General features: G+C 70.5%; 27 protein-coding genes. 17 read left to right on the plus strand and 10 right to left on the minus strand.

Annotated features, from left to right (window positions below; translation table 11 throughout):
- Window positions 1-48: 48 nt before the first annotated feature.
- From FY549_RS07300 to FY549_RS07340, 9 genes are all read left to right on the plus strand, one after another.
- Window positions 49-768 carry an ABC transporter ATP-binding protein gene (locus FY549_RS07300; protein WP_149084452.1) on the plus strand — a complete coding sequence of 240 codons (720 nt, stop codon included), beginning with the start codon at window positions 49-51 and terminating at the stop codon, window positions 766-768.
- On the plus strand, window positions 765-2051 hold the full coding sequence (locus FY549_RS07305; protein WP_149084453.1) for an ABC transporter permease: 1287 nt from the start codon (window positions 765-767) through the stop codon (window positions 2049-2051). The genes FY549_RS07300 and FY549_RS07305 overlap by 4 nt, the downstream gene beginning before the upstream one ends.
- 3 nt (window positions 2052-2054) lie before the next feature.
- Window positions 2055-2642, plus strand: a complete 588-nt coding sequence (locus tag FY549_RS07310; protein ID WP_149084454.1) for a TetR/AcrR family transcriptional regulator — start codon at window positions 2055-2057, stop codon at window positions 2640-2642.
- 126 nt (window positions 2643-2768) lie between these two features.
- Window positions 2769-4109: a purine-cytosine permease family protein gene (locus tag FY549_RS07315; protein ID WP_149084455.1), complete on the plus strand. Its 1341-nt coding sequence runs from the start codon at window positions 2769-2771 to the stop codon at window positions 4107-4109.
- Window positions 4110-4153: 44 nt separating this feature from the next.
- Entirely contained in the window at window positions 4154-5701 is a 1548-nt protein-coding gene (locus FY549_RS07320; RefSeq protein ID WP_149084456.1) for a hydantoinase/oxoprolinase N-terminal domain-containing protein, read from the plus strand.
- Window position 5702: 1 nt separating this feature from the next.
- A complete protein-coding gene (locus FY549_RS07325) occupies window positions 5703-6803 on the plus strand; it encodes a DUF917 domain-containing protein (RefSeq protein ID WP_149084457.1) in 1101 nt (366 codons plus the stop codon).
- Entirely contained in the window at window positions 6800-7903 is a 1104-nt protein-coding gene (locus FY549_RS07330) for a DUF917 domain-containing protein (RefSeq protein ID WP_149084458.1), read from the plus strand. The genes FY549_RS07325 and FY549_RS07330 overlap by 4 nt, the downstream gene beginning before the upstream one ends.
- Before the next feature lie 10 nt (window positions 7904-7913).
- Window positions 7914-8942 carry a DUF917 family protein gene (locus FY549_RS07335; RefSeq protein WP_149084459.1) on the plus strand — a complete coding sequence of 343 codons (1029 nt, stop codon included), beginning with the start codon at window positions 7914-7916 and terminating at the stop codon, window positions 8940-8942.
- Entirely contained in the window at window positions 8939-10453 is a 1515-nt protein-coding gene (locus FY549_RS07340) for a helix-turn-helix domain-containing protein (RefSeq protein WP_149084460.1), read from the plus strand. Before FY549_RS07335 ends, FY549_RS07340 begins: the two co-directional genes overlap by 4 nt.
- Before the next feature lie 9 nt (window positions 10454-10462).
- Here the strand turns inward: FY549_RS07340 and FY549_RS07345 are convergent, their stop codons facing one another.
- The 6 genes from FY549_RS07345 to FY549_RS07370 all read right to left on the minus strand — a co-directional run bounded on the left by FY549_RS07345 (window position 10463) and on the right by FY549_RS07370 (window position 14788).
- Window positions 10463-10873, minus strand: coding sequence for a VOC family protein (locus FY549_RS07345; RefSeq protein WP_149084461.1), 411 nt, complete (start codon window positions 10871-10873; stop codon window positions 10463-10465).
- Window positions 10874-10918: 45 nt separating this feature from the next.
- Window positions 10919-11677 (minus strand): SDR family oxidoreductase, encoded by a 759-nt coding sequence (locus FY549_RS07350; protein WP_149084462.1) that lies wholly within the window; start codon window positions 11675-11677, stop codon window positions 10919-10921.
- A gap of 10 nt (window positions 11678-11687) precedes the next feature.
- Window positions 11688-11996 carry a hypothetical protein gene (locus tag FY549_RS07355; protein WP_149084463.1) on the minus strand — a complete coding sequence of 103 codons (309 nt, stop codon included), beginning with the start codon at window positions 11994-11996 and terminating at the stop codon, window positions 11688-11690.
- A gap of 146 nt (window positions 11997-12142) precedes the next feature.
- Entirely contained in the window at window positions 12143-13312 is a 1170-nt protein-coding gene (locus tag FY549_RS07360) for an RtcB family protein (protein WP_149084464.1), read from the minus strand.
- 275 nt (window positions 13313-13587) lie between these two features.
- Window positions 13588-13989 (minus strand): VOC family protein, encoded by a 402-nt coding sequence (locus tag FY549_RS07365; RefSeq protein WP_149084465.1) that lies wholly within the window; start codon window positions 13987-13989, stop codon window positions 13588-13590.
- Between the two features lie 31 nt (window positions 13990-14020).
- A complete protein-coding gene (locus FY549_RS07370; RefSeq protein WP_149084466.1) occupies window positions 14021-14788 on the minus strand; it encodes a siderophore-interacting protein in 768 nt (255 codons plus the stop codon).
- A gap of 100 nt (window positions 14789-14888) precedes the next feature.
- On the opposite strand from FY549_RS07370, the gene FY549_RS07375 reads away from it, so the two are divergent.
- Genes FY549_RS07375 through FY549_RS07390 form a run of 4 tightly spaced genes read left to right on the plus strand, consistent with a single transcriptional unit; the run spans window position 14889 to window position 18711 of the window.
- Window positions 14889-15884 carry a siderophore ABC transporter substrate-binding protein gene (locus FY549_RS07375; RefSeq protein WP_149084467.1) on the plus strand — a complete coding sequence of 332 codons (996 nt, stop codon included), beginning with the start codon at window positions 14889-14891 and terminating at the stop codon, window positions 15882-15884.
- A gap of 52 nt (window positions 15885-15936) precedes the next feature.
- Window positions 15937-16923 (plus strand): iron chelate uptake ABC transporter family permease subunit, encoded by a 987-nt coding sequence (locus FY549_RS07380; RefSeq protein WP_149084468.1) that lies wholly within the window; start codon window positions 15937-15939, stop codon window positions 16921-16923.
- A gap of 7 nt (window positions 16924-16930) precedes the next feature.
- Window positions 16931-17959, plus strand: a complete 1029-nt coding sequence (locus tag FY549_RS07385; protein WP_149086031.1) for an iron chelate uptake ABC transporter family permease subunit — start codon at window positions 16931-16933, stop codon at window positions 17957-17959.
- On the plus strand, window positions 17956-18711 hold the full coding sequence (locus FY549_RS07390; RefSeq protein WP_149084469.1) for an ABC transporter ATP-binding protein: 756 nt from the start codon (window positions 17956-17958) through the stop codon (window positions 18709-18711). The genes FY549_RS07385 and FY549_RS07390 overlap by 4 nt, the downstream gene beginning before the upstream one ends.
- Window positions 18712-18717: 6 nt before the next feature.
- On the opposite strand, the gene FY549_RS07395 is transcribed toward FY549_RS07390, so the two are convergent.
- The 3 genes from FY549_RS07395 to FY549_RS07405 are packed head-to-tail and all read right to left on the minus strand — an operon-like array spanning window position 18718 to window position 20682.
- Window positions 18718-18915, minus strand: coding sequence for a hypothetical protein (locus FY549_RS07395; RefSeq protein WP_101847336.1), 198 nt, complete (start codon window positions 18913-18915; stop codon window positions 18718-18720).
- Window positions 18916-18953: 38 nt separating this feature from the next.
- Complete coding sequence (locus FY549_RS07400; protein ID WP_149084470.1) at window positions 18954-19913, minus strand: DNA-3-methyladenine glycosylase family protein; 960 nt, start codon at window positions 19911-19913, stop codon at window positions 18954-18956.
- A 55-nt stretch (window positions 19914-19968) separates the two neighbouring features.
- Window positions 19969-20682: a winged helix-turn-helix domain-containing protein gene (locus FY549_RS07405; RefSeq protein ID WP_149084471.1), complete on the minus strand. Its 714-nt coding sequence runs from the start codon at window positions 20680-20682 to the stop codon at window positions 19969-19971.
- A gap of 331 nt (window positions 20683-21013) precedes the next feature.
- Here FY549_RS07405 and FY549_RS07410 point away from each other — a divergent pair, with 331 nt between their 5' ends.
- The 4 genes from FY549_RS07410 (at window position 21014) to FY549_RS07425 (ending at window position 26275) form a co-directional block, all read left to right on the plus strand.
- Window positions 21014-21322, plus strand: coding sequence for a GNAT family N-acetyltransferase (locus tag FY549_RS07410; protein ID WP_149084472.1), 309 nt, complete (start codon window positions 21014-21016; stop codon window positions 21320-21322).
- Window positions 21323-21374: 52 nt separating this feature from the next.
- Window positions 21375-21857, plus strand: a complete 483-nt coding sequence (locus FY549_RS07415; protein ID WP_149084473.1) for a DIP1984 family protein — start codon at window positions 21375-21377, stop codon at window positions 21855-21857.
- A 255-nt stretch (window positions 21858-22112) separates the two neighbouring features.
- Window positions 22113-23282, plus strand: coding sequence for an exonuclease SbcCD subunit D (locus tag FY549_RS07420; RefSeq protein WP_149084474.1), 1170 nt, complete (start codon window positions 22113-22115; stop codon window positions 23280-23282).
- The gene (locus FY549_RS07425) at window positions 23282-26275 is read left to right on the plus strand and encodes an AAA family ATPase (protein WP_149084475.1); all 2994 of its coding nucleotides are present in this window, start codon (window positions 23282-23284) and stop codon (window positions 26273-26275) included. Before FY549_RS07420 ends, FY549_RS07425 begins: the two co-directional genes overlap by 1 nt.
- 2 nt (window positions 26276-26277) lie before the next feature.
- Here the strand turns inward: FY549_RS07425 and FY549_RS07430 are convergent, their stop codons facing one another.
- Entirely contained in the window at window positions 26278-26835 is a 558-nt protein-coding gene (locus tag FY549_RS07430) for a nucleoside phosphorylase (RefSeq protein WP_149084476.1), read from the minus strand.
- Between the last annotated feature and the right edge of the window lie 60 nt (window positions 26836-26895).

The raw sequence follows: 26895 nt of genomic DNA on the forward strand, positions 1-26895 counted from the left end.
CTGCACCAACTTTAGGCAGTTACTGCCTTTTATTGTTACCATGGATGCATGGAAACGATCCGTCCGGCGAACCCAGCACCCCTCACCCTCGAAGCGCGCCACCTGACGAAGTCGTACGGGAAGGGCGACGGACGGTTCCGTGCCCTCGACGACGTGTCCGTGGAGGTCGTACGGGGGGAATCCCTCGCGATCGTCGGCAAGAGCGGGTCGGGCAAGTCCACCCTCATGCACCTGCTGGCGCTGCTCGACCGGCCGGACGACGGCGAGATCCTGGTCGACGGGGCTGTCGCGTCCGAGCTTCCGAAGCGTGCCGTGAACCGGATCCGCAACCAGCGCTTCGGATTCGTCTTCCAGCAGTTCTTCGTCATCCCCAATGCGTCGGTGCTGGAGAACGTGATGCTACCGCTGAAGATCGCGGGCGTTCCGAGGGCGGAACGCCGTCGACGCGCACTGACCGCCCTGAGCCGGTTCGGCCTGGAGGACAAGGCCGGGAACCGAGCGAACGACCTGTCCGGAGGGCAGAAGCAGCGGGTCGTGTTGGCCAGGGCGCTCGTCGCCGAGCCTGAGGTGATCTTCGCCGACGAACCCACCGGCAACCTCGATAGCAGCACCGGCGCGATCGTCGAGAAAGAGCTGTTCGCCCTTCAGCGGGATCACGGGATCACGCTCGTGATCGTGACGCACGATGAGGATCTCGCTGCCCGCTGTGACCGCCGGGTGGTCGTCCGGGACGGCCGGGTCTGGGACGAGACGGAGGTGGCGGCATGAGCGCCCTCGATCTGATCCGCACCGCCGTCGCCCAGACGTTCCGCAGCAAGCTGCGCACCACCCTGACGGTGCTGGCGCTTTTCGTCGGTGCGTTCACGCTCTCCCTCACGACCGCACTCGGCGCTGGCGTCTCGGACTACGTTGCGAAGCAGGTCGCCGCGCTCGGAGCCGACGACGTGCTGCTCATCTCCGCGGGCACGTCAGCTGCGACGACCGACTCGGGGCTCCAGCTCTACGATCCCGAGACCTCAACGGCCGCGAACGGCACGGCCAACCCGCTCACGGGAGGGGGTGCGCTCACGCCGGCCGACGTCTCCGCGCTGGAGCGGATCGACGGGCTCTCGGCCGTGACACCGCTCTCCGCCGTCGCGATCGACTGGATCGAGGGGCCGAGCGGTGACCGCTACGAGTTCGCGATCGCGCCGACCTCGTCGATCGCTCACGCAGACCTCGCGGCCGGAACACAGCTCGCCCCGGAGGCATCGGAGAATCAGATCACCGTACCGCTCGACTACGTGGAGGCTCTCGGCGTCCAAGACGCGCAGGACGCGGTGGGTCGCACTGTCCAGCTCGGGTTCACCGATGTGTTGGGTGGAGACCACACGATCGAGGCGACGATCGTCGGCGTCTCCAACACCAGCCTCCTGAACGCGGGTGCCGGCGCGAACACCGCGCTCGTCGACGAGGTGGCCTCGCGGCAGCGCGCGGGCTCCACGGCGCCCGAGCGCTATCAGGCGGCGGTCGCCACCTTCGACCCCGGCGCCGGGCAGGATGCGGTCGACCGCATCAAGGTGGAGGTCTCCGCGGCGGGAATGACCGCCCAGACCGTGCAGGACCAGCTCGGGCTCGTGCAGACCGTCATCGGCGGCATCATCGGCGTCCTCACTGCATTCGCGGTGATCGCGCTCCTGGCTGCGGCGTTCGGCATCGTCAACACGTTGCTGATGAGCGTGCAGGAGCGGACCCGAGAGATCGGGCTCATGAAGGCGATGGGTGAGAGCGACGCGCGAGTGTTCGCCCTGTTCAGCATCGAGGCTGCGGTCATCGGCCTGCTCGGAAGCGTTCTTGGTGTCGCGGTAGCGGTACTCGTGGGGCTTCCGCTGAACGCGGCCCTCGCGCAGGGGCCGCTGTCCGGCCTCGCCGGCCTCGACCTGCTGCTCTTCCAGCCCCAGGGCATGCTCGGAGTGGTGGCGCTCATCGTCGTCCTGGCCTTCGTCGCCGGCACCCTCCCGGCGCGACGCGCGTCGCTGAAGACGCCGATCGACGCGCTGCGATACGAATAGAACATGCCTGCGTCGCCCAACACGAACAGCAATGCCCGCGGGCGCGCGACCGCCCGAGCTATCGAAGCGGCGGCGGTGCGGCTCGCCACGGAGAAGGGCGTCGCCGCGCTGACGGTCGATGAGATCTGTGTCGCAGCGGGCGTCAAGCAGCGCACGTTCTTCAATCACTTCCCGACCAAGGAGGATGCGCTGCTCGGGGCGGCGCAGCCGCGGCTGAACGAGCAGCGGGTGCGGGAGTACCTGAGCGACGATGGCGTGGGTGTCCTCACCGGGGCGCTGGGCCTGGTGGAACTCCCGGCGGCGGCGGACGGGCAGGAGGATCTCCTCGAGGCGAGGCTCCGCGTGCTCTCCGCCTCCCCGGCCTTGGCGGAGCGGCAGGCGGCCCGGCTGCTGCCGCTGGCACAGGAGGTACGGGAGATCATCCGGCTCAAGCTGCGCGCGCTCGATCGGGAGCGGCCGGCATCGCAGGTGGACGCCGCGGCAGACGTGCTCACGCGTATCGCAAGCGCGCTCATGCTGCGGCCCGGCCCGTCCGACGGGGCAGGCGCGGGGCTGGACGACCTCCGATGGGTGTGGGCCCGTCTGCTCTGAGGCGTCCGCAGCCTGTGCATCATGCACTGCGATGGGAGATTTTCAGGCGTAACGCACATTCCGGATGACGAGGACCCGTGGCTACTGTGGCCGCAACCCGTTCCTCCTCCTCCCGAAGGAATCCTCATGGCACGCACGGCGCACGCAGACGACTTCGCGCTCTCCCGAGTGACGCCCGAGGCCCGCAAGCCCTGGTTCGGAATCGCCGTTCAGCGATTCGGACAGGTCTCGGCCCTCTCGCAGTTCCTCCTCGGCGCGACCCTCGGTTACAGCATGACCTTCGGCGAGGCCGTCCTCGCCTTCCTCTTCGGCTCGATCATCCTCGAGGTGATCATGTGCGTGGTCGGCTTCATCGGCCAGCGCGAGGGCCTGAACACCGCCCTCCTGGCCCGCTGGACCGGCTTCGGCGAGATCGGCGCCTCGCTGGTCGGCCTCGCGATCGGTATCAGCCTCATCGGTTGGTTCGGCATCCAGTCCGCGATCTCGGCGCAGTCGCTGGACGCCCTGATGCCGGGCGCGCTCCCGGTGTGGGCCTGGAGCCTCATCTTCGGCCTTGCCGTCACCGCGATCGTCGCCTTCGGTTTCGTCGGCATGCAGTGGCTCGCGAACATCACCGTCCCGCTGTTCCTGATCCTCGTCGGGTGGTCCGTCATCTCCGAACTCACCCGGCACGACATCGGCGAGCTGCTGATCGGCCCGGCACCGGGCCCGACCATGAGCGTCTGGGCGGGCACGGGGATCGTGGCCGGCGGGCTCATCGTCGGCGCGATCATCACCGGCGACATGACCCGGTTCAACCGGTCGCGCGCCGACGTCGTCAAGCAGACGGTGCTCGGCGTCTCCCTCGGCGAGTTCGTGATCGGCCTCGCCGGTGTGCTCCTCGCTCACGCGGCGGCGACCGGCGACATCGTCGCGATCGTGACCTCGTCCGTCGGGTTCATCGGCCTGTTCATCGTCCTCACCGGCACGCTCAAGATCAACGACTGGAACCTGTACTCCTCCACGCTCGGCCTGGTGAACTTCATCTCCACGGCCTTCGGCAAGAACCTTCACCGCGTCACCACCACGATCGTTCTCGGGGTGGTCGGCTCGGTGCTGGCGGCGGTCGGGATCCTCGGGCAGTTCACCGAGTTCCTCGTCGTGCTGAGCGTCGCGTTCCCGCCGATCGCAGGAATCATGGTCGCGGAGTACTACGTCGTGCGGCGCTGGCGCCCCGAGCTCGACGCGACCCGCGAGGCGGGAATCCTGCCCGCCACCGCCCCGCGCATCGTCCCGGCCACGATCGTCGTCTGGCTGATCTCCTCCCTGGTCGGCTACTTCGTGACGTGGGGCATCCCGTCGTTGCTCAGCCTCTTCCTGTCGATGGTGCTCTACATCGTCGCCGGCAAGCTCGGCTGGGTGCGCGGTGTCGGCGTCGCCACCACCCGCCAGGCCAGCCCCGCCGACAGCGCCCCCGCCGCGGTCTGAACAGACCCGCCGGAACAGAACCACCCTCCACGAAAGCGAGCATCATGCACATCGGCATCGACGTCGGCGGCACCAACACCGACGCCGTCCTCATGGACGGCACCCGCACCCTGGCCGGGGTCAAGCACTCCACGACCCCGGACGTGACGAGCGGGATCGTCCAGGCCATCGAAGACCTCCGAGCGGGGCACTCCTTCGAGGGCGGCGACATCGACGCGGTGATGATCGGCACGACGCATTTCATCAATGCGCTCGTACAGGCGAGCCGGCTCGCTCCGGTCGCGGCCCTCCGGCTCGGCCTCCCCGCGACGCGGGCGCTGCCCCCGCTGATCGATTGGCCCGAAGTGCTCGTCGCCGCCACCCAGGCGCGCAGCTATCTGGCACACGGGGGCTACGAGTTCGACGGCCGCCCGATCTCGCCGCTCGACCCCGACGAGATCCGTGCGCACGCCGAGGACATGAAGGCGCACGGCATCCGCTCCGTCGCCATCTCCTCGGTGTTCAGCCCGGTCAACCACGACCTCGAGGTGCAGGCGGCCGAGATCGTCGCCTCGGTGCTGGGGGCGGATGCTGCCATTTCGCTCTCGCATGAGATCGGCCGGATCGGACTGCTGGAGCGCGAGAACGCGACCATCATCAACGCCGCCCTCCGCGAGCTCGCGTCCGAGATCGTCGACGGGCTCACTTCGGCCGTCCGCGCCCAGGGCATCGCAGCGCCGATCTTCCTCAGCCAGAACGACGGCACGCTCATGGACGAGGACTACGTGCGCCGGTACCCGGTGGCGACGTTCGCCTCCGGGCCCACCAACTCCATGCGCGGGGCCGCGGCCACGAGCGGTCTCGTCGACTGCGCCGTCATCGACGTGGGTGGCACCACGGCCGACATCGGGCTGCTCATCAACGGCTTCCCCCGGGAAACGGCGAACGAGGTGAAGGTCGCCGGCATCCGCACGAACTTCCGGATGCCGGACGTGCTGTCCCTCGGGATCGGCGGCGGCAGCATCGTGGACGAGGAGACGGCCGAGGTGGGCCCGGCCTCGGTCGGCTACAGGCTGACGACGGAGGCTCTGGTCTTCGGCGGCTCGACCCTCACGGCCACCGACATCGCGGTCGCCGCCGGCCGGGCCGAGGTCGGCGATCCCGCCAAGGTCGCGCACCTCGACCCCGTGTTCGTCGAGCGCGTGCTCGCCCGCATCGCCGAGCGGGTGGCGGAGGCGGTCGACCGCATGCGCACGTCGCCGGAGCCCATCGCGGTCGTGGCCGTCGGTGGCGGGTCCATCCTGCTGCCCGACGAGCTGCCGCTGTTCGGCGTCGTGCACCGTCCGGAGAACTACGCGGTCGCCAACGCCATCGGCGCCTCGATCGCGCAGGTCGGCGGCGAGATCGACAAGGTCTACGCGATCGAGCCCGGCCGTCGCGACGAGACGATCGCCGAGGTCCGCGCGGAAGCGGTCGACAAGGCGATCGCGGCCGGGGCGAAGCCCTCGACCGTGTCGATCATCGACTTCGACGAGGTCCCGATCCCGTACCTACCCGGCAACGCGACACGCATCCGCGTGAAGGCCGTCGGCGACCTCGACATGGGGGCCTGACATGAGCACGATGATCACCGCCGCCGACATCGACGGCCTTGCCCGCGGCGCGGCCGTTCTCGGTACGGGTGGCGGTGGCGACCCGTACATCGGCGCGCTCCTCGCCCGGCAGGCCCTCGCCTCGGGAGGCGTCACCGTCGTGGCGCTCGATGAGGTGCCGGACGACGCCCTCGTCCTGTTCGTCGCGATGATGGGTGCACCCACCGTCATGGTCGAGAAGCTGCCGAGTCTCGCGGAGGTCGTCGAGCCGGTCAGGGCGCTCGGCGTCCACCTCGGCCGTCCCGTCACGCACATCGCCTGTGCCGAGGTCGGCGGCGTGAACTCGACGATCCCGATCGCCGCGGCCGCGGCCCTCGGTCTTCCGCTCGTCGATGCGGACGGCATGGGACGCGCGTTCCCCGAACTGCAGATGGTGCTCCCCACCCTGTACGGCGTGACGGCCTCGCCGCTCGCGTTCAGCGATGAGAAGGGGAACACGGGGGTGCTGCAGACGGCCGACAACTCCTGGACCGAGCGCATCGCCCGTGTCGCCTGCGTCGAGATGGGCTGCTCCGTCATGATCTCCGGCTTCTCGATGTCGGGTACCGCCGCGCGGGAGGCGCTCGTGACGGGATCGCTGTCCCGGTGCATCGAGATCGGTCAGCGCATCGTGGAGGCCCGCGGGGCGAAGACCGATCCGGTCGCCGCGGTCGTGGAGCTGCTGGGCGGCCGCGAGCTGTTCGGCGGCAAGGTGGCCGACGTGAACCGCGCCACGACGACGGGTTTCGCGCGCGGTCGCGCCCGGATCGACGGAGACGGCGGGGCATCGCTGACCCTGCAGTTCCAGAACGAGCACCTCGTGGCGGAGGCGGACGGCCGGGTGCTGGCGACCACTCCCGACCTCATCATGGTGCTCGACGCCGAGTCCGGGGAACCCGTCACGACCGAGGGGCTGCGCTACGGCCAGCGTGTCCGCGTGATCGCTGCTCCGGCCGACGAGCGCTGGCACTCGGCTGCGGCTCTCGGCATGGTCGGCCCCGGCTACTTCGGTTACGACATCCCGGCACATCGGTTCGACGGCACGGTCTCGGCCGGGAGCGCGACGGCAGGAGTGGTGGCATGAGCTGGGAGCTCACGGCGGCGGACCTTCCCGACCTCGCCCGCGGGGCGACGCTGCTGGGCACCGGTGGCGGCGGAGATCCCTACATCGGGAAGATGCTCGTGGACCGGGTGCTCGGCGACGGGAGCATCACGATCCTCGACCCCGACGACCTCGCCGATGACCTCTTCGTCATCCCGACCGCCCAGATGGGGGCGCCGACCGTGATGGTCGAGAAGATCCCCGCCGGGACGGAACCCACGCTGGCATTGCGCACCCTCGAGGAGCACCTCGGTCGCCGAGCCGACGCCACGATGCCGATCGAATGCGGCGGGATCAACTCGATGATCCCGCTCATCGTCGCCGCGGAGACCGGGCTGCCGGTCGTTGACGCCGACGGCATGGGGCGGGCGTTCCCCGAGCTGTCCATGGAGACCTTCGCGGTCTACGGCGTGCACGGCTCCCCCCTCGCCCTCGCGGGGGAGCGGGGGGAACGTGTGGTGATCGACACCGGCGATGACGACCGCCAGATGGAGTGGCTCGCGCGCGGGATCACGATCCGCCTGGGCGGCGTCGGCCACATCGCCGAATACGCCATGAGCGGTGCCGACGTGCGACGGACGGCCGTGCCCCGCACGATCTCGATGGCACTCGCGCTCGGCCGAGCGATCCGGCTTGCGCGGGAGCAGCACCGCTCGCCCTTCGAGGCGATCGCCGCGACGCTCTCGACCACCCTCTATCCGCGTCTGCGTGAGCTCTGCGTCGGGAAGGTCGTGGACGTCGAGCGACGGACCACCGAGGGCTTCGCCAAGGGCAGGGCGGTCATCGCCCCGCTCGGTGCCGCAGAGGGCGACACGTTCGAGATCGCCTTCCAGAACGAGAACCTCACAGCGCGGCGCGGCGGAGAGCTCGTCGCGATCGTTCCCGATCTCATCTGCGTCGTCGACCACGAGACCGCCGAACCGATCACGACGGAGGGGCTCCGCTACGGACAACGTGTCCGGGTGCTCGGCATCTCGACGCCCGCGATGATGCGCACGCCCGAGGCTCTGGCCGCCTTCGGCCCCTCGGCCTTCGGGCTCGCGGAGGAGTTCGTCCCCGTCGAGGGCGCAGCCGCGTCCTAGGCTGGATCGCATGAGGCTGGAGCGGGACGATCTGGAGGCGCTCGCCCGCGGGTACGCGCTGCTCGGCTCCGGCGGAGGCGGCTCCACGACGATGCTCGAGCTCATTCTCGGCACCACCGCGCACTGGCCCCTCGATGTCGCGCCCGCGGACGCGCTCGATGCCGCGACGCCCTGTCTCGGGGTGGCCTTCGTCGGGTCGACGATGCTGCTCGGCGAGCGGATGCCCGGCGCCGCGCCCTTCGCCCCGCTGCTGCGGGCGGTGGAGCGGTGGCTCGGTCACCCCGTCCCGGCGGTGTGCTCGCTCGAAGGCGGGGGGATGAACGGCCTCGCGCCGCTCACCCTCGCCGGATCGCACACCGTGGTGGATGCCGACTGCACGGGGCGCGCGGTCCCGGGGCTCGATCAGATGTCGCTCTTCGTCGACCGCGTGCCTGGCCTGGTCTTCGCCTGCGAGACCGGGGCGGACGGGGTGGCCCTCGTGGAGGCGACCAGGGCGATCGATGCGGAGCGCGTGGTCCGCTCGGCCATCGTCCAGGCCGGCGGGGTGGGCTGCGCCGTGCTGGCCGGCTTCACCGTCGGCGACCTGCGGGAGCACGCCATCGCCGATCACCTCTCTCGTGCCCTGGCGCTCGGCCGCAACTTCCTGGCGCATCGATTCGCCCCGCTGCCCGTGCTGGCGCACGCGCTCGGCGGCGCGCTGCTCGCCGAAGGGCGCATCGTCGGCGGCGCGCCTTCGCGCACAGACCCCCACGTGAACGCGATCGAGATCGCGGGTCTCGGCGGCGCGGTCCACCGTGTCGTCACCCGTTCCGAGACACTGGCCGTGCTCACCGATGGCCTGCTCGTCGCGGCGGCACCCGACATCATCGTGCTCGTGGACGCGGTCTCCCGAGAGATCCTCGAGGTCACGGAGCTCGGCCCCGGCCGCACCGTGGCGGCCATCGCCCTGCCCGCTCCGGAGTGGTGGAACGAGCGTCCCGACCGGCGGCTGCGGGTCGTCCCCTCCGCCTACGGCTTGGCCGATCTGGACGTGGCGTGAGCGGGACACTGGAGCTTCGAGCACTGCTGGCGCAGGAGGAGAACGGCACTGTCCGCCACGTCGCCGGCCCCCGCGGGACCGGGTGGGACGCGGTCGTGGTGGAGGCTGCGGAATCGGACCTTCCCGACGACGGGGGCGCCCGCCTCGCGATCCTCACCGCGGCCGCGCCGACGACGACCTGGCAGCAGGACGCGATGCTCCGCCGGGTCCGCGACCGGGGATTCACCGGCCTCGCTCTCCCTGCCGCGGCGACGCTCGATGCCGGAGCGCTTCGTCTCGCCGATCGGATCGGTCTCACGGTGCTCGACGTCGAGCGGCCGGTCCAGCTCGCGCGCGCCTGTTGGATGCTCATCGAGGCCAGGGACGCGCTCACGCTCACGCGCGTGCGGAAGGTCGCGCAATCCTTCGAGTACGCCGCCGACGACCTCGGCGACCTGCTCGGGCACCTCGCGGCGAACCTCGGCGTCGGTGTCGCGCTCATCGACGCCGCGGGAGTGCTGCGTGAGGCCGGGGGACATCTCGATGCCGAGCTGCACGCGGTGATCCGCTTCGACGCGTGGAGCGACGGTGCCAGGGCGGGGGACGGCGCGGCCGCCTCCGTCCGCGTGGACAGCCCCGGCCGGTCCGGTCTGCGTCTCGTCCTCTTCGGGAGCGGCTTCGGGGAAGCGCAACTCCAGTCGCTCACGGTGGCTGCAGAGGTCGCCATGCCCGCCGTGGCCGCCCGCATCCTCATCGATGAGATCGCGGCGGTGAACGACGTCGCCGCGTCGTCCGGACTGCTGCGCGACTTCGTGGAGCTGCGGGGTGCGGCCGACGCCGACGTGGAGCGCCGGATGGCGGAGCGGGGATGGCGCACCGGCGGGCATCATCTCGGCTTCCGCATGGTGGCGCGCGGACGCGTGGAGCCGCTCGGGCTGCTTCGTGCCATCAGGCCGGGGCTCAGCGCGATCGATGCCGAGGCGCACGCGACGACAGCGGGCCGGGGCCTGAGCGGCTGGCTCTCGTTCGCTGAGGCACCGGAGCCGGATCGCATCGAGCGGGCCGTCGCCGCGCTACGCGCACTGCACCTCGCCATGCTCCGGGACTTCGCCGTGGCGACGGGCGTGGGCTCGGCTCAGTCCGGACCGGAGGGGCTGGCGGCGACGCTCGACGAGGCCGGTGATGCGGCGCGTATCGCCGCTGCCCGATCCGCGACGGGATGGTTCGTCCGCGTCGACAGTCTCGGGCTCGAACAGCTCCTGCTCGCCTGGACGGGCAATGACACCTTCGTCCCGGCGGCGCAGTCGCTGCTGGCGCCCCTCGCCGAAGGCAATGGCGAGTTGCTCACCACGCTGTCCGCCTACCTCGATCACGAGTCCGGCATCGCGGCCACGGCGGCCGCGCTCGGCCTGCACCGCAACACGGTTGCCGTGCGGATTCGCCGCGTGCAGGAGCTCCTCGGGATCGACATGAGCGATCCCGAGGCGCGGCTGGCGCTGCATCTCGCGTGCCGCGCCGTGCTGCCGCGCTGAGTGCCGCGGTCACTCCGGGTCGCCGTGCAGCATCCAGGCGATCCCGAAGCGGTCGATGAGCATGCCGAACGTCCCGCCCCACGGCGGCACGTCGAGCGGCATCGTGATCGTGGCGCCCTCGGAGAGCCGGTCCCACACCTGCTGCGTGACGTCCTGGGTGTTACCGCTGAGGGACACGGAGATACCCTGAGGCTTCTCGTAGGTCATGCCCTCCGGCGTGTCCGAGGCCATGAGGACGAGACCGTCCGGCGTCGTGAGCTGGGCATGCATCACGAGATCAGCCTGACTCGGATCCTGCACCATGTCGGGGAACTCGCCGAAGACGCTGATGTCGAGGTCGCCGCCGAGGACGCTCTGGTAGAACTCCATCGCCTCGCGGGCCTCGGTGCGGAAGGACAGATACGGATTCAGGTTCGCCATGCGTGCTCCCGGTGGCTGTCGACAGTGGAAAGGCCCCGCCTGCGTTCAGTCTGCGCGTCGTTCCTCCGATGCCGCAAGCCACTCTTCGAAGGTCTGGGTCCCCAGCATCGCGTCGGGCCCCGGCAGCGCTTTCCCCGCGCGCATCCCTGCCATCTGCGGACCGGGGACGTTCAGCGCCGGGACCCAGCCGCGGTATCCGATGCGTCGCGCATACGCTCGGACCATGGCGGCGAGCTGCTCCTCGCGGGGCCCGGCGAGGTCGGGCACCCGACCCTGCGGCTTCCCGGTCGCGAGTGCCACCAAGCGTTCGGCGACCTCGCGTGCCGCCACGGGCTGGGTCCGCGCGCGCGGAGCGAGGTGCAGCGGACCGACCTTTGCCCGGGCGAACATCTGCGCGGCGAACTCGTGGAACTGCGTGGCCCGGAGGATCGTCGAGGGGACGGCGGATGCGGAGACCAGTTTCTCCTGCGCCACCTTGCCCGCGTAGTAGTCGTAGGGGATCCGGTCGACGCCGACGATGGAGAGCAGGACGACGTGCCCCACGCCGGCGTCCGCGGCAGCGGCGAGGAGGTTCCCGGTGGCCGCCGTGAAGAACTCGATCGCTGTGCTCGCCTTCAAGGTCTCGACGCTCACGACATCGATCACGGCGTCGGCTCCGGATAGCGACGCCTCCAGCCCGCGCCCGCTGACCAGGTCGACGCCGTGCGAACGGCTGAGCACGACGACCTCATGACCCACGCTCCGGACGGCCTCCACCGTGGGCGTGCCGACGACGCCGGTCCCTCCTGCGACGACGATCCTCATGCGTCGATCCTCACTCCCGATCCAGTCCGAAGCTGCGCTTCACGAGCGCCTGCACATCGCGGTCGAGGCCGTCGATGCGGGTGCCGACGGCGTCGAACCGGGCGTTGACCGCGTCGAAGCGCGCGCTCATCTCGTTGCGCAGGCCGCCGATCTGACCGTTCATCTCCTCGCGCACGCCGCCGATCTCGCTGCGCACACCGCCGATCTCGCTACGCAGGACGCGGATGAACAGGGTCGAGACGACCGTGAGCATGCCCGTCATCAGCGCCGTGAACGCGCCGATCATGGTCCAGACCTGTGCACCGTCCATGGTTTCCATCCCCTCATCGTGGCACCGGATCCTTCAGCCTGCCAGCATCCTGGCGAGTGCCAACTTCGGGGGCCCGCGCTCTGTGGAGTCATTACGGAAGCGCACGGATTGGGGAGGAAGAACCGGGCGAGAATCCCTCCTCGCCCGGTTCCTCGTCAGTCGCCCTTCACGTTGACGAGCTGCCGCAGCGTGTGCCGGATCCGCACCAGGCTCGCCGCATCCTCCATCACACGGTCGATGGGCTTGTAGGCCTGGGGAATCTCATCGATGAAGGCGTCGGTGTCGCGGAACTCGATGCCGACCATCGCCTCGCGCAGCTGCGCGTGCGTGAACGTCTTCCGCGCCGCGGACCGGGAGTACTCCCGCCCGGCGCCGTGCGGTGAGGAGTTCAGCGACAGCGGGTCGCCGAGCCCCTCCACGACGTAGGACGCGGTGCCCATCGACCCGGGGATGAGTCCCGGCCGGCCCGCATCCGCCTGGATCGCGCCCTTCCGGGACACCCACACCCGCTTTCCGAAGTGCATCTCCGACTCCGTGAAGTTGTGGTGGCAGTTGATCCGCTCCATCTCCTCCACGGGGGCGCCGAGGAACGCGGAGAGCTGCCGGATGACGCGGTCCATCATCTCCTCGCGGTTCAGGAGGGCGAAGTGCTGCGCCCACCGGAGTTCCCGGATGTAGCGCGTGAACTCCGGTGTCCCCTCGACGAGGTAGGCCAGGTCGGGGTCGGGGAGGTCGATCCACCACTGCTTCGCCAGCCGCTGCGCGACCGCGATGTGGTGCCCCGCGATCCTGTTTCCCACGCCGCGGGAACCGGAGTGCAGGAACAGCCAGATCCGGTCGAGCTCATCCGCCGAGACCTCGATGAAGTGGTTTCCCGACCCGAGTGTGCCGAGCTGGAGCCGCCAGTTCTTCGCATAGCTCTCCGGATCGAGCTCGGCAGCGGAGGCCCGCTCCTCCAGCTCGGCGATGCGCGGTGCGGCCGTCGCCACGATCTTGTTGTTGTAGCGCCCGGCGGACAGCGGGATCGCGCGCTCGATCTGCTCCCGGAGCGCGGCGAGGTCGTGCCCGACGAGGTCGTTCTTCGTGAACGGCGTGCGGACGGCGATCATGCCGCAGCCGATGTCCACGCCGACGGCCGCGGGGATGATCGCACCGAGCGTCGGGATGACCGAGCCGACGGTCGCTCCCTTGCCGAGGTGCGCATCCGGCATCAGCGCCAGGTGCGGGTGGATGAACGGCATGCGTGCGGTGGTGCGGGCCTGATCGAGGGTCTTCTCATCGATCAGGGATGCCCACGACAGCAGCCGTGCGGAGAGCCTCTCCATGATTCCTTTCCTTGTGGTGGTGTCCGGCCACAGGTCGGGAAGGTCTCGTCATGGAGAACGCCCCGGACCTGACGGTGCGGGGCGTGGTGAGAGCGGATGCTGTCACACGGCTCGCGCCGGAGGGTACGACTCGTCGCGGTCATTGCGCTTCTGCGGAAGCGGCAATGCCACGGCGTAGGGAAGGTTCCGCAGGGCGGTCATCCGTCGTCTCCTCGGCTGGCGTACTGGGCCGATCGGCACAGGGTTGCCACCCTAGGATGCGACACGCCCGGGCGTCAAGCGTCCTTCGGCGGGTTGTGCATGAACTCGAGTCGGATGCCGTCGGCGTCCTCGACGAAGGACGCGTAATACCGCTCGCTGTATCGCGGGTACTCTTTCGGCTCGCGCACGGAGGTCCAGCCGGCTTCGAGAGCGAGGTCATGCAGCCGGTCGACCTCGGCGCGCGACGGCACCGCGAAGGCCATGTGCTGCCAGCCGACCCGGCCGTGGCGGTGGGGTGCGGAATCGTCGTCCCACGTATAGAGGATGATCTCGGTCTCGTCGCCGGTGTGCCAGGAGATCGAGTGATCGTCCTCCCCGCCGGACTCGTAGCCGAGTGCGGCGAGCACGGGATGGAACTGCGCCCGTCCGCGTTCGAGGTCGGCGACGGTGATGCCCAGGTGATCGAGGAGAGCCATGCGCCCAGTCTGTCAGCGCAGCGACTCCCTGTCAGTGGGGTGCGTGGTACTCGGCCTCGCCGCGCTTCCAGTAGCCCTTCACGACGGCGTTCGCGCTGTCCACGCCCCAGCGTGCGAGCAGGGCCCGGCCGGGCTTCACGATGGACTGCTCGGCGGCGATGAACACGAACGGGTCGTCTCCGACGAGGTCGTCCGCGGTGAGGGCGTCGAGGAAGGCGATCAGCGCGGAGCCGGCAGGCGCCTCGCCGCGGTGCAGCCACTCGACCGGCACCGGAGCGTCGATCTCGACCTCGCGGCCGGCCGACACCGTCTCGATGACGATGCGTGCGGGGGCGCCCTCGGGGATGAGGGCGGAGAAGCGGCGGATGGCGGGGATCGCGGTCTCGTCGCCGACGAGGAGCCAGGATCCTGGCTCTCCGGTGAGGACGGCGGCGCCGCGCGGCCCGCCGACGCCGATGGTCGACCCGAGCGGGGCCTTCGCGGCCCACGGCGCGGCCACGCCCTGGTCGCCATGCACGGCGAACTCGACGTCGAGCCAGTCGTCTCCCCAGGCGAGCGGCGTGTACTCGCGGCTCGGGGCGGCGCGCAGCTCCTCCACCGAGTCCACGGGGCCGCTCGGGAAGAAGAGCCGCATGTGGTCGTCGGAGCCGGGGGAGTCGAAGCCGGCGAGGTCCGGCCCGGACAGGCGAACGCGCACGAAATCCGGGGCGAGCCACTCGCGGGCGCTCAACGTGACGTTGCGGAAGCGCAGCTCGAGGCCGCGACGCTCGATCGAGAAACCGGATTTCGTATCGCTCATAAAGTAAGGCTAACCTAAAAACCGACGCGGTCGGCTCGCCCGCCCGCCGGTCCGGCGCCCCGCAAGGGCGCACACATCCCCGCAGAACAGGAGTCTCTCCATGTCCGTGCCCAGAACTCTCACCGTCCCGAGCGTCGCTCTCGTCGGACTGCTCGCCCTCTCCGGCTGCGCATCCGGCGGCGAAGCCGAACCGGCAGCGACGACGGCGGAATCGGGGACCGTGACCATCGAGGACAACACCGGCACGCACGAGATCGCGACGCCGCCGACCTCGGTCGTCGCTCTGGACAACCGGACCTTCCAGACCCTCTCCGACTGGGGCGTCGAGCTCTCCGCCGGTGCGGTCTCCCTCATGCCGGAAACGGTGTCGTACGCGAAGGACGAGGACATCGTCGACGTCGGCCTGCACACCGAGCCCGACCTCGAGGCCATCGTCGCCGCCGATCCCGACCTCATCATCAGCGGCCAGCGGTTCACTCAGCACAACGAGGCCATCGCGGACCTCGTCCCTGACGCCACGATCATCGACCTGGAGCCCCGGGACGGCGAGCCGTTCGACGAGGAGCTCAAGCGGCAGACCACCACCCTGGGCGAGATCTTCGGTAAGCAGGACGAGGCCGAGAAGCTCGTCGAGGAGTTCGACGCCGCCGTCGACCGCGCGAAGGCGGCCTACGACGACGCCGACACCGTCATGGCCGTGAACACCTCGGGCGGCCAGATCGGCTACCTCGCCCCGACGGTCGGCCGCTCGCTCGGCCCGATCTACGACATGCTCGGCCTCACCCCGGCGCTGCAGGTCGACGACGCGACCGACGACCACCAGGGCGACGAGATCTCGGTCGAGGCGATCGCGGCATCGAACCCCGACTGGATCCTCGTGCTGGATCGCGACGCCGTGTTCGCCGCGGAGACGCCCGACTACGTCCAGGCCGCGGAGATCATCGAGAGCTCCGAGGCGCTCGCGGGCGTGACCGCGGTGAAGGACGACCAGATCGTCTACATGCCCACGGACACCTACCTCAACGAGAGCATCCAGACGTACACGACGTTCCTCAACGACCTCGCTGACGCGCTCGAGAAGAGCGCCGACAAGTAAGGGCTGTGCGGCGGCGTCCCCGACCGGGGACGCCGCCGCCGGCATCTCCCTCATGACCTCTTCTCTCCTCACCTCGGCACCGCGGGCGTCCGCACGGCTGTTCGATACGAAGCTGCTCATCGGCGTCGTCGTCGTGGCGGCGCTCCTGGCGCTCTCGCTCTTCACGGGGGTGTACGACATCGCCGGTGCGGACGACGGCGCGCAGATGTTCCAGATCACGCGCGTCCCCCGCACGATCGCACTCGTGCTCGCCGGCGCCGCGATGGCGATGGCCGGCCTCGTGATGCAGCTGCTCACCCAGAACCGCTTCGTCGAGCCGACCACCACCGGGACCACGGAGTGGGCCGGGCTCGGGCTCCTCACCGTGATGGTGCTCGTGCCGCAACCGTCCCTTCCGCTGCGGATGGCCGGCGCCGTGCTCGCCGCGTTCGTCGGGACGATGGTGTTCTTTGCCTTCCTTCGCCGCGTCGCGCTGAAGTCGTCGCTCATCGTGCCCATCATCGGCATCATGCTGGGCGCGGTGGTCGGCGCGATCACGACCTACTTCGCGCTCGTCACGAACTCCCTGCAGATCATCGGCGTCTGGTTCGCTGGCAGCTTCACGTCGGTGATGCGCGGACAGTACGAGATGCTGTGGATCGTCGCGGTCATCGGCGTGATCGTGTTCCTCGTGGCCGACCGGCTGACCATCGCCGGGCTGGGGGAGGAGATTGCCACCAACGTCGGGGTGGACTACAACCGGATGATCCTGCTCGGCACTGCTCTGATCGCGGTGACGACGGGTGTGGTCACCGTCGTCGTCGGCAACCTTCCCTTCCTGGGACTGATCGTCCCGAACATCGTCTCGATGGTCCGCGGCGACGACCTGCGCAGCAACCTGCCGTGGGTGTGTCTGCTCGGCATCGCCATCGTCACCGTCTGCGACATCATCGGCCGGACGATCATCATGCCGTTCGAAGTGCCGGTGTCGCTGATCCTCGGTGTCGTCGGCGCTGTCGTGTTCGTGCTCCTCCTCCTTCGGCAGCGTCGTCGTGGCTGAGGCGACGATGACGGCGACGGAGGCCGCGCGGACGGCGCGCTCGGCCGGGGCGTTCACGACCCCGCGGGCGCGACGCCGATACATCGTCGTGCTGGTGGTCCTCGGCGTGATCGCCGTGGGCTCCGCGTTCGGTCTTCTCGCCTGGGACAACCCCCTGCCCGTCGGCACGGCCGGATTCTGGCGCATCGCTCAGCATCGCGCGACGGCCGTCGTCGTGATGGCGCTCGTCGCAGTCGCGCAGGCCGTCGCCACGGTCAGTTTCCAGACGGTCACGAACAACCGGATCATCACGCCCTCGATCATGGGGTTCGAGTCGCTGTACCGCGTCGTGCAGACCACGACCGTGTACCTCTTCGGCGTCGCAGGGCTGGTGGCGATCCAGGGTGTCGGTCAGTTCGCCCTCCAGGTGCTCATCATGGTCGGGCTCGCCGTCCTGCTCTACGGGTGGCTCCTCTCCGGCCGTTACGGCAACCTCCAGATCATGCTGCTCGTCGGCATCGTGATCGGGGGCGGTCTCGGCGCGATCGCGACCTTCATGCAGCGGCTGCTCACCCCGAGCGAGTTCGACGTGCTCGCCGCCCGGCTGTTCGGCAATGTCTCCAACGCCGACCCGTCGTACCTCCCGCTCGCGATCCCCCTCGTCATCACGGCGTCCCTCCTGCTGTGGCTGCGCTCCCGACGATTGAACGTGCTGGCGCTCGGTCCCGACGCGTCGCGGTCGCTCGGGCTCGACCACCGCCGGGAGCAGTTCCTCGTCCTGACGCTCGTCGCCGTGCTGATGGCCACCTCGACGGCCCTGGTCGGGCCGATGACCTTCCTCGGCTTCCTCGTGGCGACACTCGCCTACCAGTTCGCCGACACGCACGACCATCGGTTGATCTTCCCGGTCGCCGTCCTCACCGCGTTCTCGATCCTCGCGGGGGCGTACTTCGTCATGAAGAACGTCTTCTACGCGCAGGGCATGGTGTCGATCCTCATCGAGATCGTGGGCGGCACCGTGTTCCTCATCGTCATCCTCCGAAAGGGCAGACTGTGATCGCACTCGACGGCGTCCGCCGTGACTACAGCAGCGAGGTCGCGATCGGCCCCGTCGACCTCCGCATCCCGACCGGCGGGATCACCGCACTGATCGGACCGAACGGGGCGGGCAAGTCGACGCTCCTGACGATGATCGGGCGGCTCAACGGGATGGACGCCGGCGCCATCGAGATCGCCGGCCTCGACGTCGCCACGACGAAGTCCAAGGACCTCGCCAAGGTGGTCTCGATCCTGCGCCAGGAGAACCACTTCGTGACCAGACTCACGGTGCGTCAGCTCGTGGGCTTCGGACGCTTCCCGCACTCCCGGGGACGCCTGACGAAGGTCGACGAGGAGGTCATCAGCCAGGCGATCGACTTCCTCGATCTGGGGACGCTCGAGGGACGCTACCTCGACGAGCTTTCGGGCGGGCAGCGGCAGCGGGCCTACGTGGCCATGGTCCTCGCCCAGGACACCGAGTTCGTGCTGCTGGACGAGCCCCTCAACAACCTCGATATGCGGCACGCGGTGCAGATGATGAAGCACCTGCGGCGGGCGGCCGAGGAGCTCGGGCGCACGATCGTCATCGTGCTGCACGACATCAACTTCGCCGGGCACTATGCCGATCACATCTGCGCCATGAAGGACGGCCGCGTGGTGGAGTTCGGCACCCCGGCCGAGATCATGACGGACGACGTGCTGAGCCGCGTCTTCGACACCCCGGTGCAGGTCGTGGACGGCCCGTCCGGCCCGCTCGCCGTCTACTACTGAGGCGGGTCAGAGCTCGACGCCGTGGTCCTCGTCGTTCACACCGGCGTTGTGACCGCGCCGGGACTCGTAGCCGAGGAACCAGCCGAACCACACGATCGCCGCGAGCAGCACGCCGAGCCAGACGTTCTGGAAGATGAGGCCGAGGACGACACCGGCGATCAGAAGGCCGACCGTGACGAAGATGCGCAGGGCGGAGCGGGACATGCGCTCAGCATACGGGGCCCATCGCGAGAACGGACCGGTCAGCGCCGTCGGTGGTCTTCCGGGGCGAGCCGGGGTCCTCGTCGCGGTTCGACGACGCCGCTCGCGAAGATGAGGCGGATGACGCGCTGGCGATGTCCGGCCCAGGGGGCGAGCAGCTCGATCATTCCCGCGTCGTCCGTGCGGTGTCCGGTGAGAGCGTGCCCGACCTCGTGCGCCAGATGGTAGTCGCCCACGCTGACGGCATCGGGGTCGCCGAGGGCGCGGATGCGCGTCTCCGCGGCCGTCCAGACGCCGACTCCGGGCAGGCTCGTGAGCACGCGGTCGCGGTCAGGGCCGGTCGGGGCGGCCCGCACGGCAGCCGCGATGCGGTCGCCGCGTTCCGCCGCCCGCACGATGGTCTTCGACTGCGGCGGCTCCACCCCGGCGCGATGCCACGCCCAGGACGGGATGCGTCGCCACTGCGCTGCTGTGGGAGCAACGGCCATCGGTCGCGGCGTCGGCCCCGGTGCCGGGTCGCCAAAGCGCGATACGAGGTACCGCCAGGCACCGAAGGCCTGCATGGAGGTCACCTTCTGCTCGAGGATGGCGCAGGCGAGCGCGTCGAAGACCTCGTCCGTCCGCGCGAGCCGGACGCCGGGGTGGCGCCGGGCGGCCTCGGCGATGAGAGGATGCCGCGAGGGATCGAACCCGGAAGGATCGTCGGAGGCGCCGCACAGTGCCGGGACGAGCGCGAGCGCATACTCGGCTCCGGGCCCCCAGGCGGTCGCCTTCACCTCGTCCCCGGACATCCGCAGGGCGAGCGTCGACGCACCCTGGGGGGTGCGGACCGCCCGCCAGATGACCGGACCGTCGAACAGCATCGTCGGGTCGGTGCCGCCGCGGCGGAGCATGCCGACGGTGCGCCGGAGATCGAGCGGATGCGGCGGGCGGTACGTGGTCTCCCGCGGAGCCTCCGCGTGGACGGCGCCCGCCGTCGCAGGGGCGGTGGCGAGGGTCATGTGCCCACCCTACGCGCGGCTCCTGACACCGGCCTCCGGGACGATGCGGAGCGGCTCAGAAGCGGTCGGGCGACGGGGTGCCGTGCCCGTACCGGATGACGACGTCGGCGTGACGGTCGAAGCGGTAGCCGATGCCACGGACCGTGCGGACGATGTCCTCGTAACGACCGAGCTTCGCGCGCAGCCGGCGCACGTGCACGTCGATCGTGCGCTCGCCGGGCGTCTCGTCGTCCTGGGCCTGCCACAGCGCCGCGACGAGCTCGCTCCGTTCGATCGTCCGGCCCTCGCGGAGGACGAGGTACTGCAGCAGCTCGAACTCCTTGTACGTGAAGGCCGCGGACTCGCCGTCGATGAGGACGCGCTTGCGGGAGATGTCGACGGTCACTCCGGACTCCTCCGGTGTCGTCTCCTCCTCGGCGGCAGCTTTGGTGCGGGCGACCGCCCCCGGCTCCTGCAGGGCGAGGCGCACGACGTCGAGGTCGCGGCCTCCGGAGCCGTGCGGGGCCAGAGCGACGGTGGCGTGGGTCTCGGCGCCGGGCGCGAGCTCGGCCAGCGTGCGGCGGAGGGCGTCGACGAGCAGCGGCAGGCTCACGCCGGCCTCGGCGGCCTTGATCTCGTCCAGGCCGACGTAGAGCGCGAAGCCGCGGGGGGAGCGGACGGCGGGAAGGTCGGCGCCGGCAGGGGCCAGCGGTGCCGGCGACTCGGCGGGACGGGCGGTGCGGGTCGCGGCGGTGACGGCGGGACGCTCGAGAAGGGCGGAGTTCGACATGATGATGGGTCCTCAGGACGTGAGCCCGACGGGAAGGGGGCTCGGATGCGTTGCATGAATGACCGGCGGAGCCGGGGAAGCGAGCACGGGTGTGTGCTCGGGACGCTGCTCTCGCAGATGGCGAGGAGTCAGGTCAGGCGGGGTGGCTGTTCGTTCAGCGACACATTCGGCAACACATGTCAACGCGACCGGGCATCATCATCCCGGCAGTCCCGTTCGCCTCCTGGGCGGACAAAGGGCGTGCGTTGATGGTCATGGGGGGATTATGTCGGATCGTGACGGGACATGTCAAAACGCCCGGGCGCGTCGCAAGAGGCGTAACGTGACGGGGATGACGATCTCGCACACCGTCGGCGGCTTCATCCTGACCGACGAGAAGGACGCATCGCGATACACGCTCACGCGCGACGGGAAGCTCGTCAGCGTGCTCGACTACCGGGACGACGGACACACCGTCGCCCTCACCCGGGCCTACACCGTCCCGGCATTCCGCGGGAACGGATACGCGGGGAAGGTGGTCGAGGGGGCCGTCGCCGACATCGCGGAGCGTGGCGACCGCAAGGTCGACGCCGTCTGCTGGTACGTGGCGGAGTGGTTCGCCGCCCACCCCGAGCGGGCGGGGCTCCTCCGCACGCGCTGACCCTCCGGCCGTGTGACGAACTGTTACGACGACCGCCTGCGAGGATGAGGACATGAGACTCGCCGAAGCCCTCGCCGCCCGCGCCGACCTGCAGCGCCGCATCGAGCAACTGCGGGCGCGCATCGTCGCGAACGCCCGCTATCAGGAGGGCGAGGAGCCAGCCGAGGACGCTGCCGCGCTGATCGAGGAGGCGGACGCCGCGCTCATCCGGCTGCAGGGGCTGATCCGTCGTATCAACGTCACGAACGCCCGCCTCGATCTCGGCGCGGACGGGACGATGACCGACGCGCTCGCCGCGCGGGACGTGCTGCGCCTACGCCACTCCGTGCTCGCGGACGCGGCGGCCGCGGCCTCGGGGGCCAGCGAGCCGTACCTGCGCCAGATGCGTTCGGAGCTGCGGCAGGTGTCGGCGCTCCCCGTCGCCGCGCTGCGTGCGCGGGCCGACGTCGTCGCCCAGGAGCTCCGAGAGCTCGACAACCGGATCCAGCAGGCGAACTGGTCGAACGACCTCGAGGAGGAGAGCGGAAGTCGGTAGTCGCGGCGGAGCGGGCACAACCCTCAGCCGGCGGGGCAAGCCGGCACCTGTGGGCGGAGGGCAGCCCAGATCTCGCATCGCGCAGCCCCGCACGCCGCACAGGTGAAGGTGCACAGCGCATCTCGCATCACCGCGTGCCGGCCGTCGCGACGAGGGTGGGTCACGGGGACCTTCCGCTTCCTCCTCGTCGATCGGGTGACGGCTCACGCGGCACGCCTCTGACGGAATGTCCGAGGGGCTTCGTACCGTGGGGCTATGCGGATCCTGCACACCTCGGACTGGCACATCGGCCGGACGTTCCATGGCAACGCGACCATGGACGCGCTGGCCGAGGTGCTCGACGCCCTGACGGCTCAGGTCAGGGAGCACGCGGTCGACGTCGTGGTCGTCGCCGGCGATGTGTTCGACTCCGCGACGCCGTCCGCCGCCGCGTACACGCTGCTCGGTGACGCCCTCGTCGCTCTGCACGAGACGGGCGCGCGGGTGGTCGTCACCAGCGGTAACCACGATTCCGCCGCGCGTCTGGGGTTCCAGGCTCGGCTCCTGCGTGACGGCATCCACGTCCTGACCGACCCCCTCGCGGTCGGCACCCCGGTCACGATCGACGACATCCACGGGCCCGTGCACTTCTTCGGGATCCCCTACCTGGAACCCGCGATCGTCCGCCAGCACTGGCCGGAGGGCGACGTCGAAGGGCGACAGCTGCGCACGCAGGCGCAGACGATGACGCACGCGATGACCCTCGTCCGCGCGGGCATGCAGGCGCACGAGGGCCGATCGGTTGCGGTCGCCCACTGCTTCGCCGCGGGGGTGGAGCCGACGGAGGGCCTGGAGCGCGAGGTGCGGCAGGGCGGGCTCGACGTCGTCCCCCTCCGCGCGTTCGACGGCCCCGACTACGTCGCGCTGGGTCACATCCACGGACGCCAGCAGGTGAGCGAGCGGGTGCGGTACGCGGGTGCTCCGCTGCACTACAGCTTCGGTGAGCAGCACAAGCCGCGGGGCTCCTGGCTCGTCCACCTGGATGCCGACGGCCTCGCGGGTGTCGAGTGGCTGGACCTCCCCGTACCGCGTCGCCTGGTCACCCTGACGGGTTCCTTCGACGAGATCCTCTCCGCAGAGAACATCGCCGCGCACGCTGACGCCTGGGTGTGCGCCGTCTACACCGACTCCGTGCCGCAGACCGAGCCCATGCGGCGGCTGCGCGAGGCATACCCGCACTGCGCCATGGTGCAGCATCAGCCCGCGGTGGTCGGGGAGGAGCGTGACCGGTCGTACGGCGAGCGACTGCGCTCCGCGGTGACCGATGCCGACCGCATCGAGGCGTTCCTCGAGCACGTGCGCGCCGGCCAGGGAGCAACCGAGGTCGAGCGCGAGTTGATCCGCGAGGTGCTCGACGACCGGGTCCGCGCGGAAGCCCTCGTCTAGTGCGGCTGCATCGCCTGGAAGTCGAAGGGTTCGGGCCGTTCCGTGCGCGGCAGACCGTGGACTTCGACGCCTTCGCCGACGACGGGATCTTCCTCATCGCCGGCCGCACCGGTGCCGGGAAGTCGAGCATCCTCGATGCGGTCTGCTTCGGGCTGTACGGCGGGGTGCCCCGGTACGACGGCGGCGAGAAAAGGCTCCGGAGCGATCACAGCGAACCGGACGACCCCTCCGAGGTTGTCGTCGAGTTCAGCACGCCGTCGGGTCGATACCGGGTCACGCGTTCGCCCGAGTACCTCCGGCCGGCACGTCGGGGCGGCGGCCTGACGAAGCAGGCGGCGGCGGTCTCCCTGGAGGAGCTCACGGACGACGGCTGGGTCGGGCGCGCGGCGCGGGCAGTCGACGTGGCGCACGAGCTGGACGACATCCTCCAGCTCAGCCGCGAGCAGTTCCTGCAGGTGATCCTGCTCGCCCAGAACAGATTCTCCGAGTTCCTCCTGGCGGGCAGTAGAGACCGCCAGGCCCTCCTACGTCGGCTCTTCGGCACGGAGCGTTTCGAAGACGTGCAGGCGCGGTTCGACGAGCGCCGGCGCCGCGCCGAGCAGAACCTCGGGACCCGTCTCGCCACGGTCTCCGCGCGGCTGGACGAGGCGGAGCGCCTGGTGGCGGACGCCGACCTCGGGCGCGATGCGGCCGACGGCGAAGAGAACACCCTGGCCGAGGGTGAGGGCACGGGCTCGACGGCCGCCGAGCGTCTGGCGGAGCTCGAACGAGCGCGGTCCCGCGCCGCGTACCGGGCCGAACGTCGTGCCGCTGATCGGCTGGAGGCGGAGAAGCGGTCTGAAGCCGCCGATGCCGCCCTCGGCGCAGCGCGCGACGACCAGCGTGCGCAGAGTGAGCGGGACCGTGCGCGCGTCGCGCTGGCACGTCTCGACAACGAGGACTCGGCCATCGCCGAGGCGAAGGCGGAACTCGCCAAGGCTCGGGCGGCCGAGGCGCTGCGGTCGTCGATCACGGCGGCCGAGCGCGCGGCGTCGGCCGCCTCCGAAGCCGTCGTTGCGGCGGCGCGAGCGCGCGAGGCGTGGGATCTGCTCGGTATCGAGGCCGACGATCTGGACGGGTGGATCACCGAGCGCACGCGCGAGTCCGGAGGCTGGGAACGAGCGGCCGCGCTGGAGGCGGAGGCACCGCTTCGGGCCGAGGAGCGCGAGAGCGCGGCGGCGGCCGTCGCCACCGCCGAGCGACGGTGGGAGGACGGTGAGGCGGAGCGCGAAGCCCTGCCCGCGCGGATCGCCGAGGTGACCGCCGGGCGGGATGAGGCTCGTCGGCTCGCCGATCGGCTCCCCGGCCTGGAAAGCGCGCGGGTCGCCGCGGAATCTCGGCGCGAGGCCGCGGAGGAGGCCGAGCGGCTGCGACAGGAATGCACCGCCGCCGAGCGGACGCTGGCGGAGATGACCTCCGCGCACGCCGCCGCCCAATCGGCTCTCGCCGACCTCCGACAGCGCCGGATGGACGGGATGGCGGGGGAGCTCGCCTCCTCCCTCGTCGATGACCACGCCTGCCCGGTGTGCGGTGCCCGCGAGCACCCGGCCCCGGCGGAGCATGTCGACCCGGTGTCCGCAGAGGACATCGCCACCGCAGAATCCCGACGGGACGAGGCCGCGAAGCGCGAGCAGCAGGTGGCATCGACCTGCACCGCGCTGCAGGTCCGGCTCGCCACGGCCACGGCGCGCGCGGACGGGCGTGAGGCGCGGACGGCGGCGGCCGAGCTCGACGCCGCGGTCGCCGCGGAAAGGGAAGCCCGCGCCGCCGCAGAGACCCTGGAACAGAGGGACGCCGAACTCGCGGCGCTCGCGTCCCAGCAGGACGCACTCGAGGTTCGTCGCAGCCAGGACGCCGCGGCCCTCGCCGCGGCACGCGAGCGACTGGCGCTGGTCACACAACGGGACGACGACGCCCGAGCGTCGATCGACGCGGCCCGCGGGGACTACGTGTCGGTCACGGAGAGGCTGTCGGAGGCGACGACACAGCTGGCCGTGGCCCGACGGCTCCTCGACGCCGAGGCCGAGCGTGTGAGGCGGCAGCAGGCGGCGACGGAGGCCGCCGACGAGCAGGATGCGGCTCTGGGGTCCTCCGAGTTCCCGGATGTCGGCGCGGTCGTGGAGGCGCTCCGTCCGCTCGCGGTGCAGACGGCGCTCGAGGAACGGGTGACGACGCACGCGGTGCAGCGGGAGAAGGAGCGCGCCCTCCTCTTCGACCTCGAACTGCGAACGCTGCCGGAGGAGCCCATCGACCTCGCGCCGGTGGAGCAGGCCGCACGCGACGCCAGAGCGGCCTGGTCGGCGGCCGTCGACCAGGCGACGCAGGCCGCCGGGGACGCAGCGCGGCTTGCCGGTCTCATCGACGCGGCGAAGGAGGAGCACGCCCGCACCGCGGAGGATGCCGCAGCGTTCGAGGTGCTGCAGGCGCTCGCCGACACGATCGCCGGACGAGGGGCGAACACCCGCAAGATGACGTTGGAGACCTTCGTGCTGGCGGCGGAGCTCGAGGAGATCGTGGAGGCCGCCAACCGCCGCCTCCACGACATGTCGGAAGGCCGGTACCGCCTGCAGCACTCCGATGCGCTCGCCGCGCGGGGCGCCGCCTCCGGCCTCGGTATCGTCGTCGCCGACGCCTTCACCGGACAGACCCGCCCTCCGCAGTCGCTGTCCGGCGGGGAGACCTTTCTCACGTCACTCGCACTCGCCCTCGGACTGGCCGAGGTCGTGACCGCACGCGCCGGCGGTATCCGCCTGGACACGCTCTTCATCGACGAGGGGTTCGGTTCGCTCGACGGCGACACCCTCGACGTCGCGATGCGTACGCTCGATGAACTCCGGCAGGGCGGACGCACGGTCGGCGTCATCAGCCACGTGGAGGCGATGCAGGAGCAGATCCCCGCGCAGCTCACCGTCCGGGCCCTCCCGAACGGACCCAGCGTCATCGAGACCCGCTGAGGTCAGACCCCGTACTCGGCGCGGATCACCTCGCGCAGCTCGATGCTGCACCGGGCGATCGCCTCGCGGAAGTCGGCCAGGGCACCGTCCTCCGCCTGGTCCGACACGGCGCGGAAAGCGCGGATGGGCACGCCGAACTGTCCCGCGACCCAGATGTACGCGTAGGTCTCCATGTCCACCAGCGCCGCACCCATCGGCCGGATCACGGCGGTGACCTCGGCGTCATTCACGAAATGGTCGCCCGTGGCGATCACGACCCCCTCGCGGCCCGTGCTCACCTGCGGCGGGAGCGAGACGTGCCGGCCGACGACGCCGTCGAGGTCGATCACGTCGTGCTGCACCGCGGTCGCGATCTCGTGCACCGCATACGGGCGCCCCTTCTCGATGGAACCCGCGGTCCCGACGACGACGACCTCGTCGTAGGTCTTCGCATCGAGGGCGCGGGTGAGGGCGTAGGTCGCCGGCAGCTTTCCCGGGCCGGTCACCAGGCGATCGAAGCCGTCGAGCTCCTCGGGGAAGGCGGACAGTTCGGACTCGAGGGCGGCGACGAGGAGCTTCACTGCCCCAGTCTCTCAGGTCGCGGCTGGATAGCGCGTCCGCGCGGCGGTGTGACCCGCGCG

The organism is Microbacterium sp. 1S1 (assembly GCF_008271365.1).
In the GTDB taxonomy this organism is placed as follows: Bacteria; Actinomycetota; Actinomycetes; order Actinomycetales; family Microbacteriaceae; genus Microbacterium.

Bases quoted from the DNA above. Each gene is read 5' to 3' on its own strand.
- FY549_RS07380 (WP_149084468.1), top strand. From the start codon at position 15,937: ATGACCTCTTCTCTCCTCACCTCGGCACCGCGGGCGTCCGCACGGCTG.
- FY549_RS07400 (WP_149084470.1), bottom strand. From the start codon at position 19,913: ATGACCCTCGCCACCGCCCCTGCGACGGCGGGCGCCGTCCACGCGGAG.
- FY549_RS07350 (WP_149084462.1), bottom strand. From the start codon at position 11,677: ATGAGGATCGTCGTCGCAGGAGGGACCGGCGTCGTCGGCACGCCCACG.
- FY549_RS07405 (WP_149084471.1), bottom strand. From the start codon at position 20,682: ATGTCGAACTCCGCCCTTCTCGAGCGTCCCGCCGTCACCGCCGCGACC.
- FY549_RS07370 (WP_149084466.1), bottom strand. From the start codon at position 14,788: ATGAGCGATACGAAATCCGGTTTCTCGATCGAGCGTCGCGGCCTCGAG.
- FY549_RS07320 (WP_149084456.1), top strand. From the start codon at position 4,154: ATGCACATCGGCATCGACGTCGGCGGCACCAACACCGACGCCGTCCTC.
- FY549_RS07375 (WP_149084467.1), top strand. From the start codon at position 14,889: ATGTCCGTGCCCAGAACTCTCACCGTCCCGAGCGTCGCTCTCGTCGGA.
- FY549_RS07360 (WP_149084464.1), bottom strand. From the start codon at position 13,312: ATGGAGAGGCTCTCCGCACGGCTGCTGTCGTGGGCATCCCTGATCGAT.
- FY549_RS07420 (WP_149084474.1), top strand. From the start codon at position 22,113: ATGCGGATCCTGCACACCTCGGACTGGCACATCGGCCGGACGTTCCAT.
- FY549_RS07310 (WP_149084454.1), top strand. From the start codon at position 2,055: ATGCCTGCGTCGCCCAACACGAACAGCAATGCCCGCGGGCGCGCGACC.
- FY549_RS07355 (WP_149084463.1), bottom strand. From the start codon at position 11,996: ATGGAAACCATGGACGGTGCACAGGTCTGGACCATGATCGGCGCGTTC.
- FY549_RS07365 (WP_149084465.1), bottom strand. From the start codon at position 13,989: ATGGCTCTCCTCGATCACCTGGGCATCACCGTCGCCGACCTCGAACGC.
- FY549_RS07410 (WP_149084472.1), top strand. From the start codon at position 21,014: ATGACGATCTCGCACACCGTCGGCGGCTTCATCCTGACCGACGAGAAG.
- FY549_RS07395 (WP_101847336.1), bottom strand. From the start codon at position 18,915: ATGTCCCGCTCCGCCCTGCGCATCTTCGTCACGGTCGGCCTTCTGATC.
- FY549_RS07330 (WP_149084458.1), top strand. From the start codon at position 6,800: ATGAGCTGGGAGCTCACGGCGGCGGACCTTCCCGACCTCGCCCGCGGG.
- FY549_RS07305 (WP_149084453.1), top strand. From the start codon at position 765: ATGAGCGCCCTCGATCTGATCCGCACCGCCGTCGCCCAGACGTTCCGC.
- FY549_RS07345 (WP_149084461.1), bottom strand. From the start codon at position 10,873: ATGGCGAACCTGAATCCGTATCTGTCCTTCCGCACCGAGGCCCGCGAG.
- FY549_RS07385 (WP_149086031.1), top strand. From the start codon at position 16,931: ATGACGGCGACGGAGGCCGCGCGGACGGCGCGCTCGGCCGGGGCGTTC.
- FY549_RS07300 (WP_149084452.1), top strand. From the start codon at position 49: ATGGAAACGATCCGTCCGGCGAACCCAGCACCCCTCACCCTCGAAGCG.
- FY549_RS07415 (WP_149084473.1), top strand. From the start codon at position 21,375: ATGAGACTCGCCGAAGCCCTCGCCGCCCGCGCCGACCTGCAGCGCCGC.
- FY549_RS07325 (WP_149084457.1), top strand. From the start codon at position 5,703: ATGAGCACGATGATCACCGCCGCCGACATCGACGGCCTTGCCCGCGGC.
- FY549_RS07335 (WP_149084459.1), top strand. From the start codon at position 7,914: ATGAGGCTGGAGCGGGACGATCTGGAGGCGCTCGCCCGCGGGTACGCG.
- FY549_RS07315 (WP_149084455.1), top strand. From the start codon at position 2,769: ATGGCACGCACGGCGCACGCAGACGACTTCGCGCTCTCCCGAGTGACG.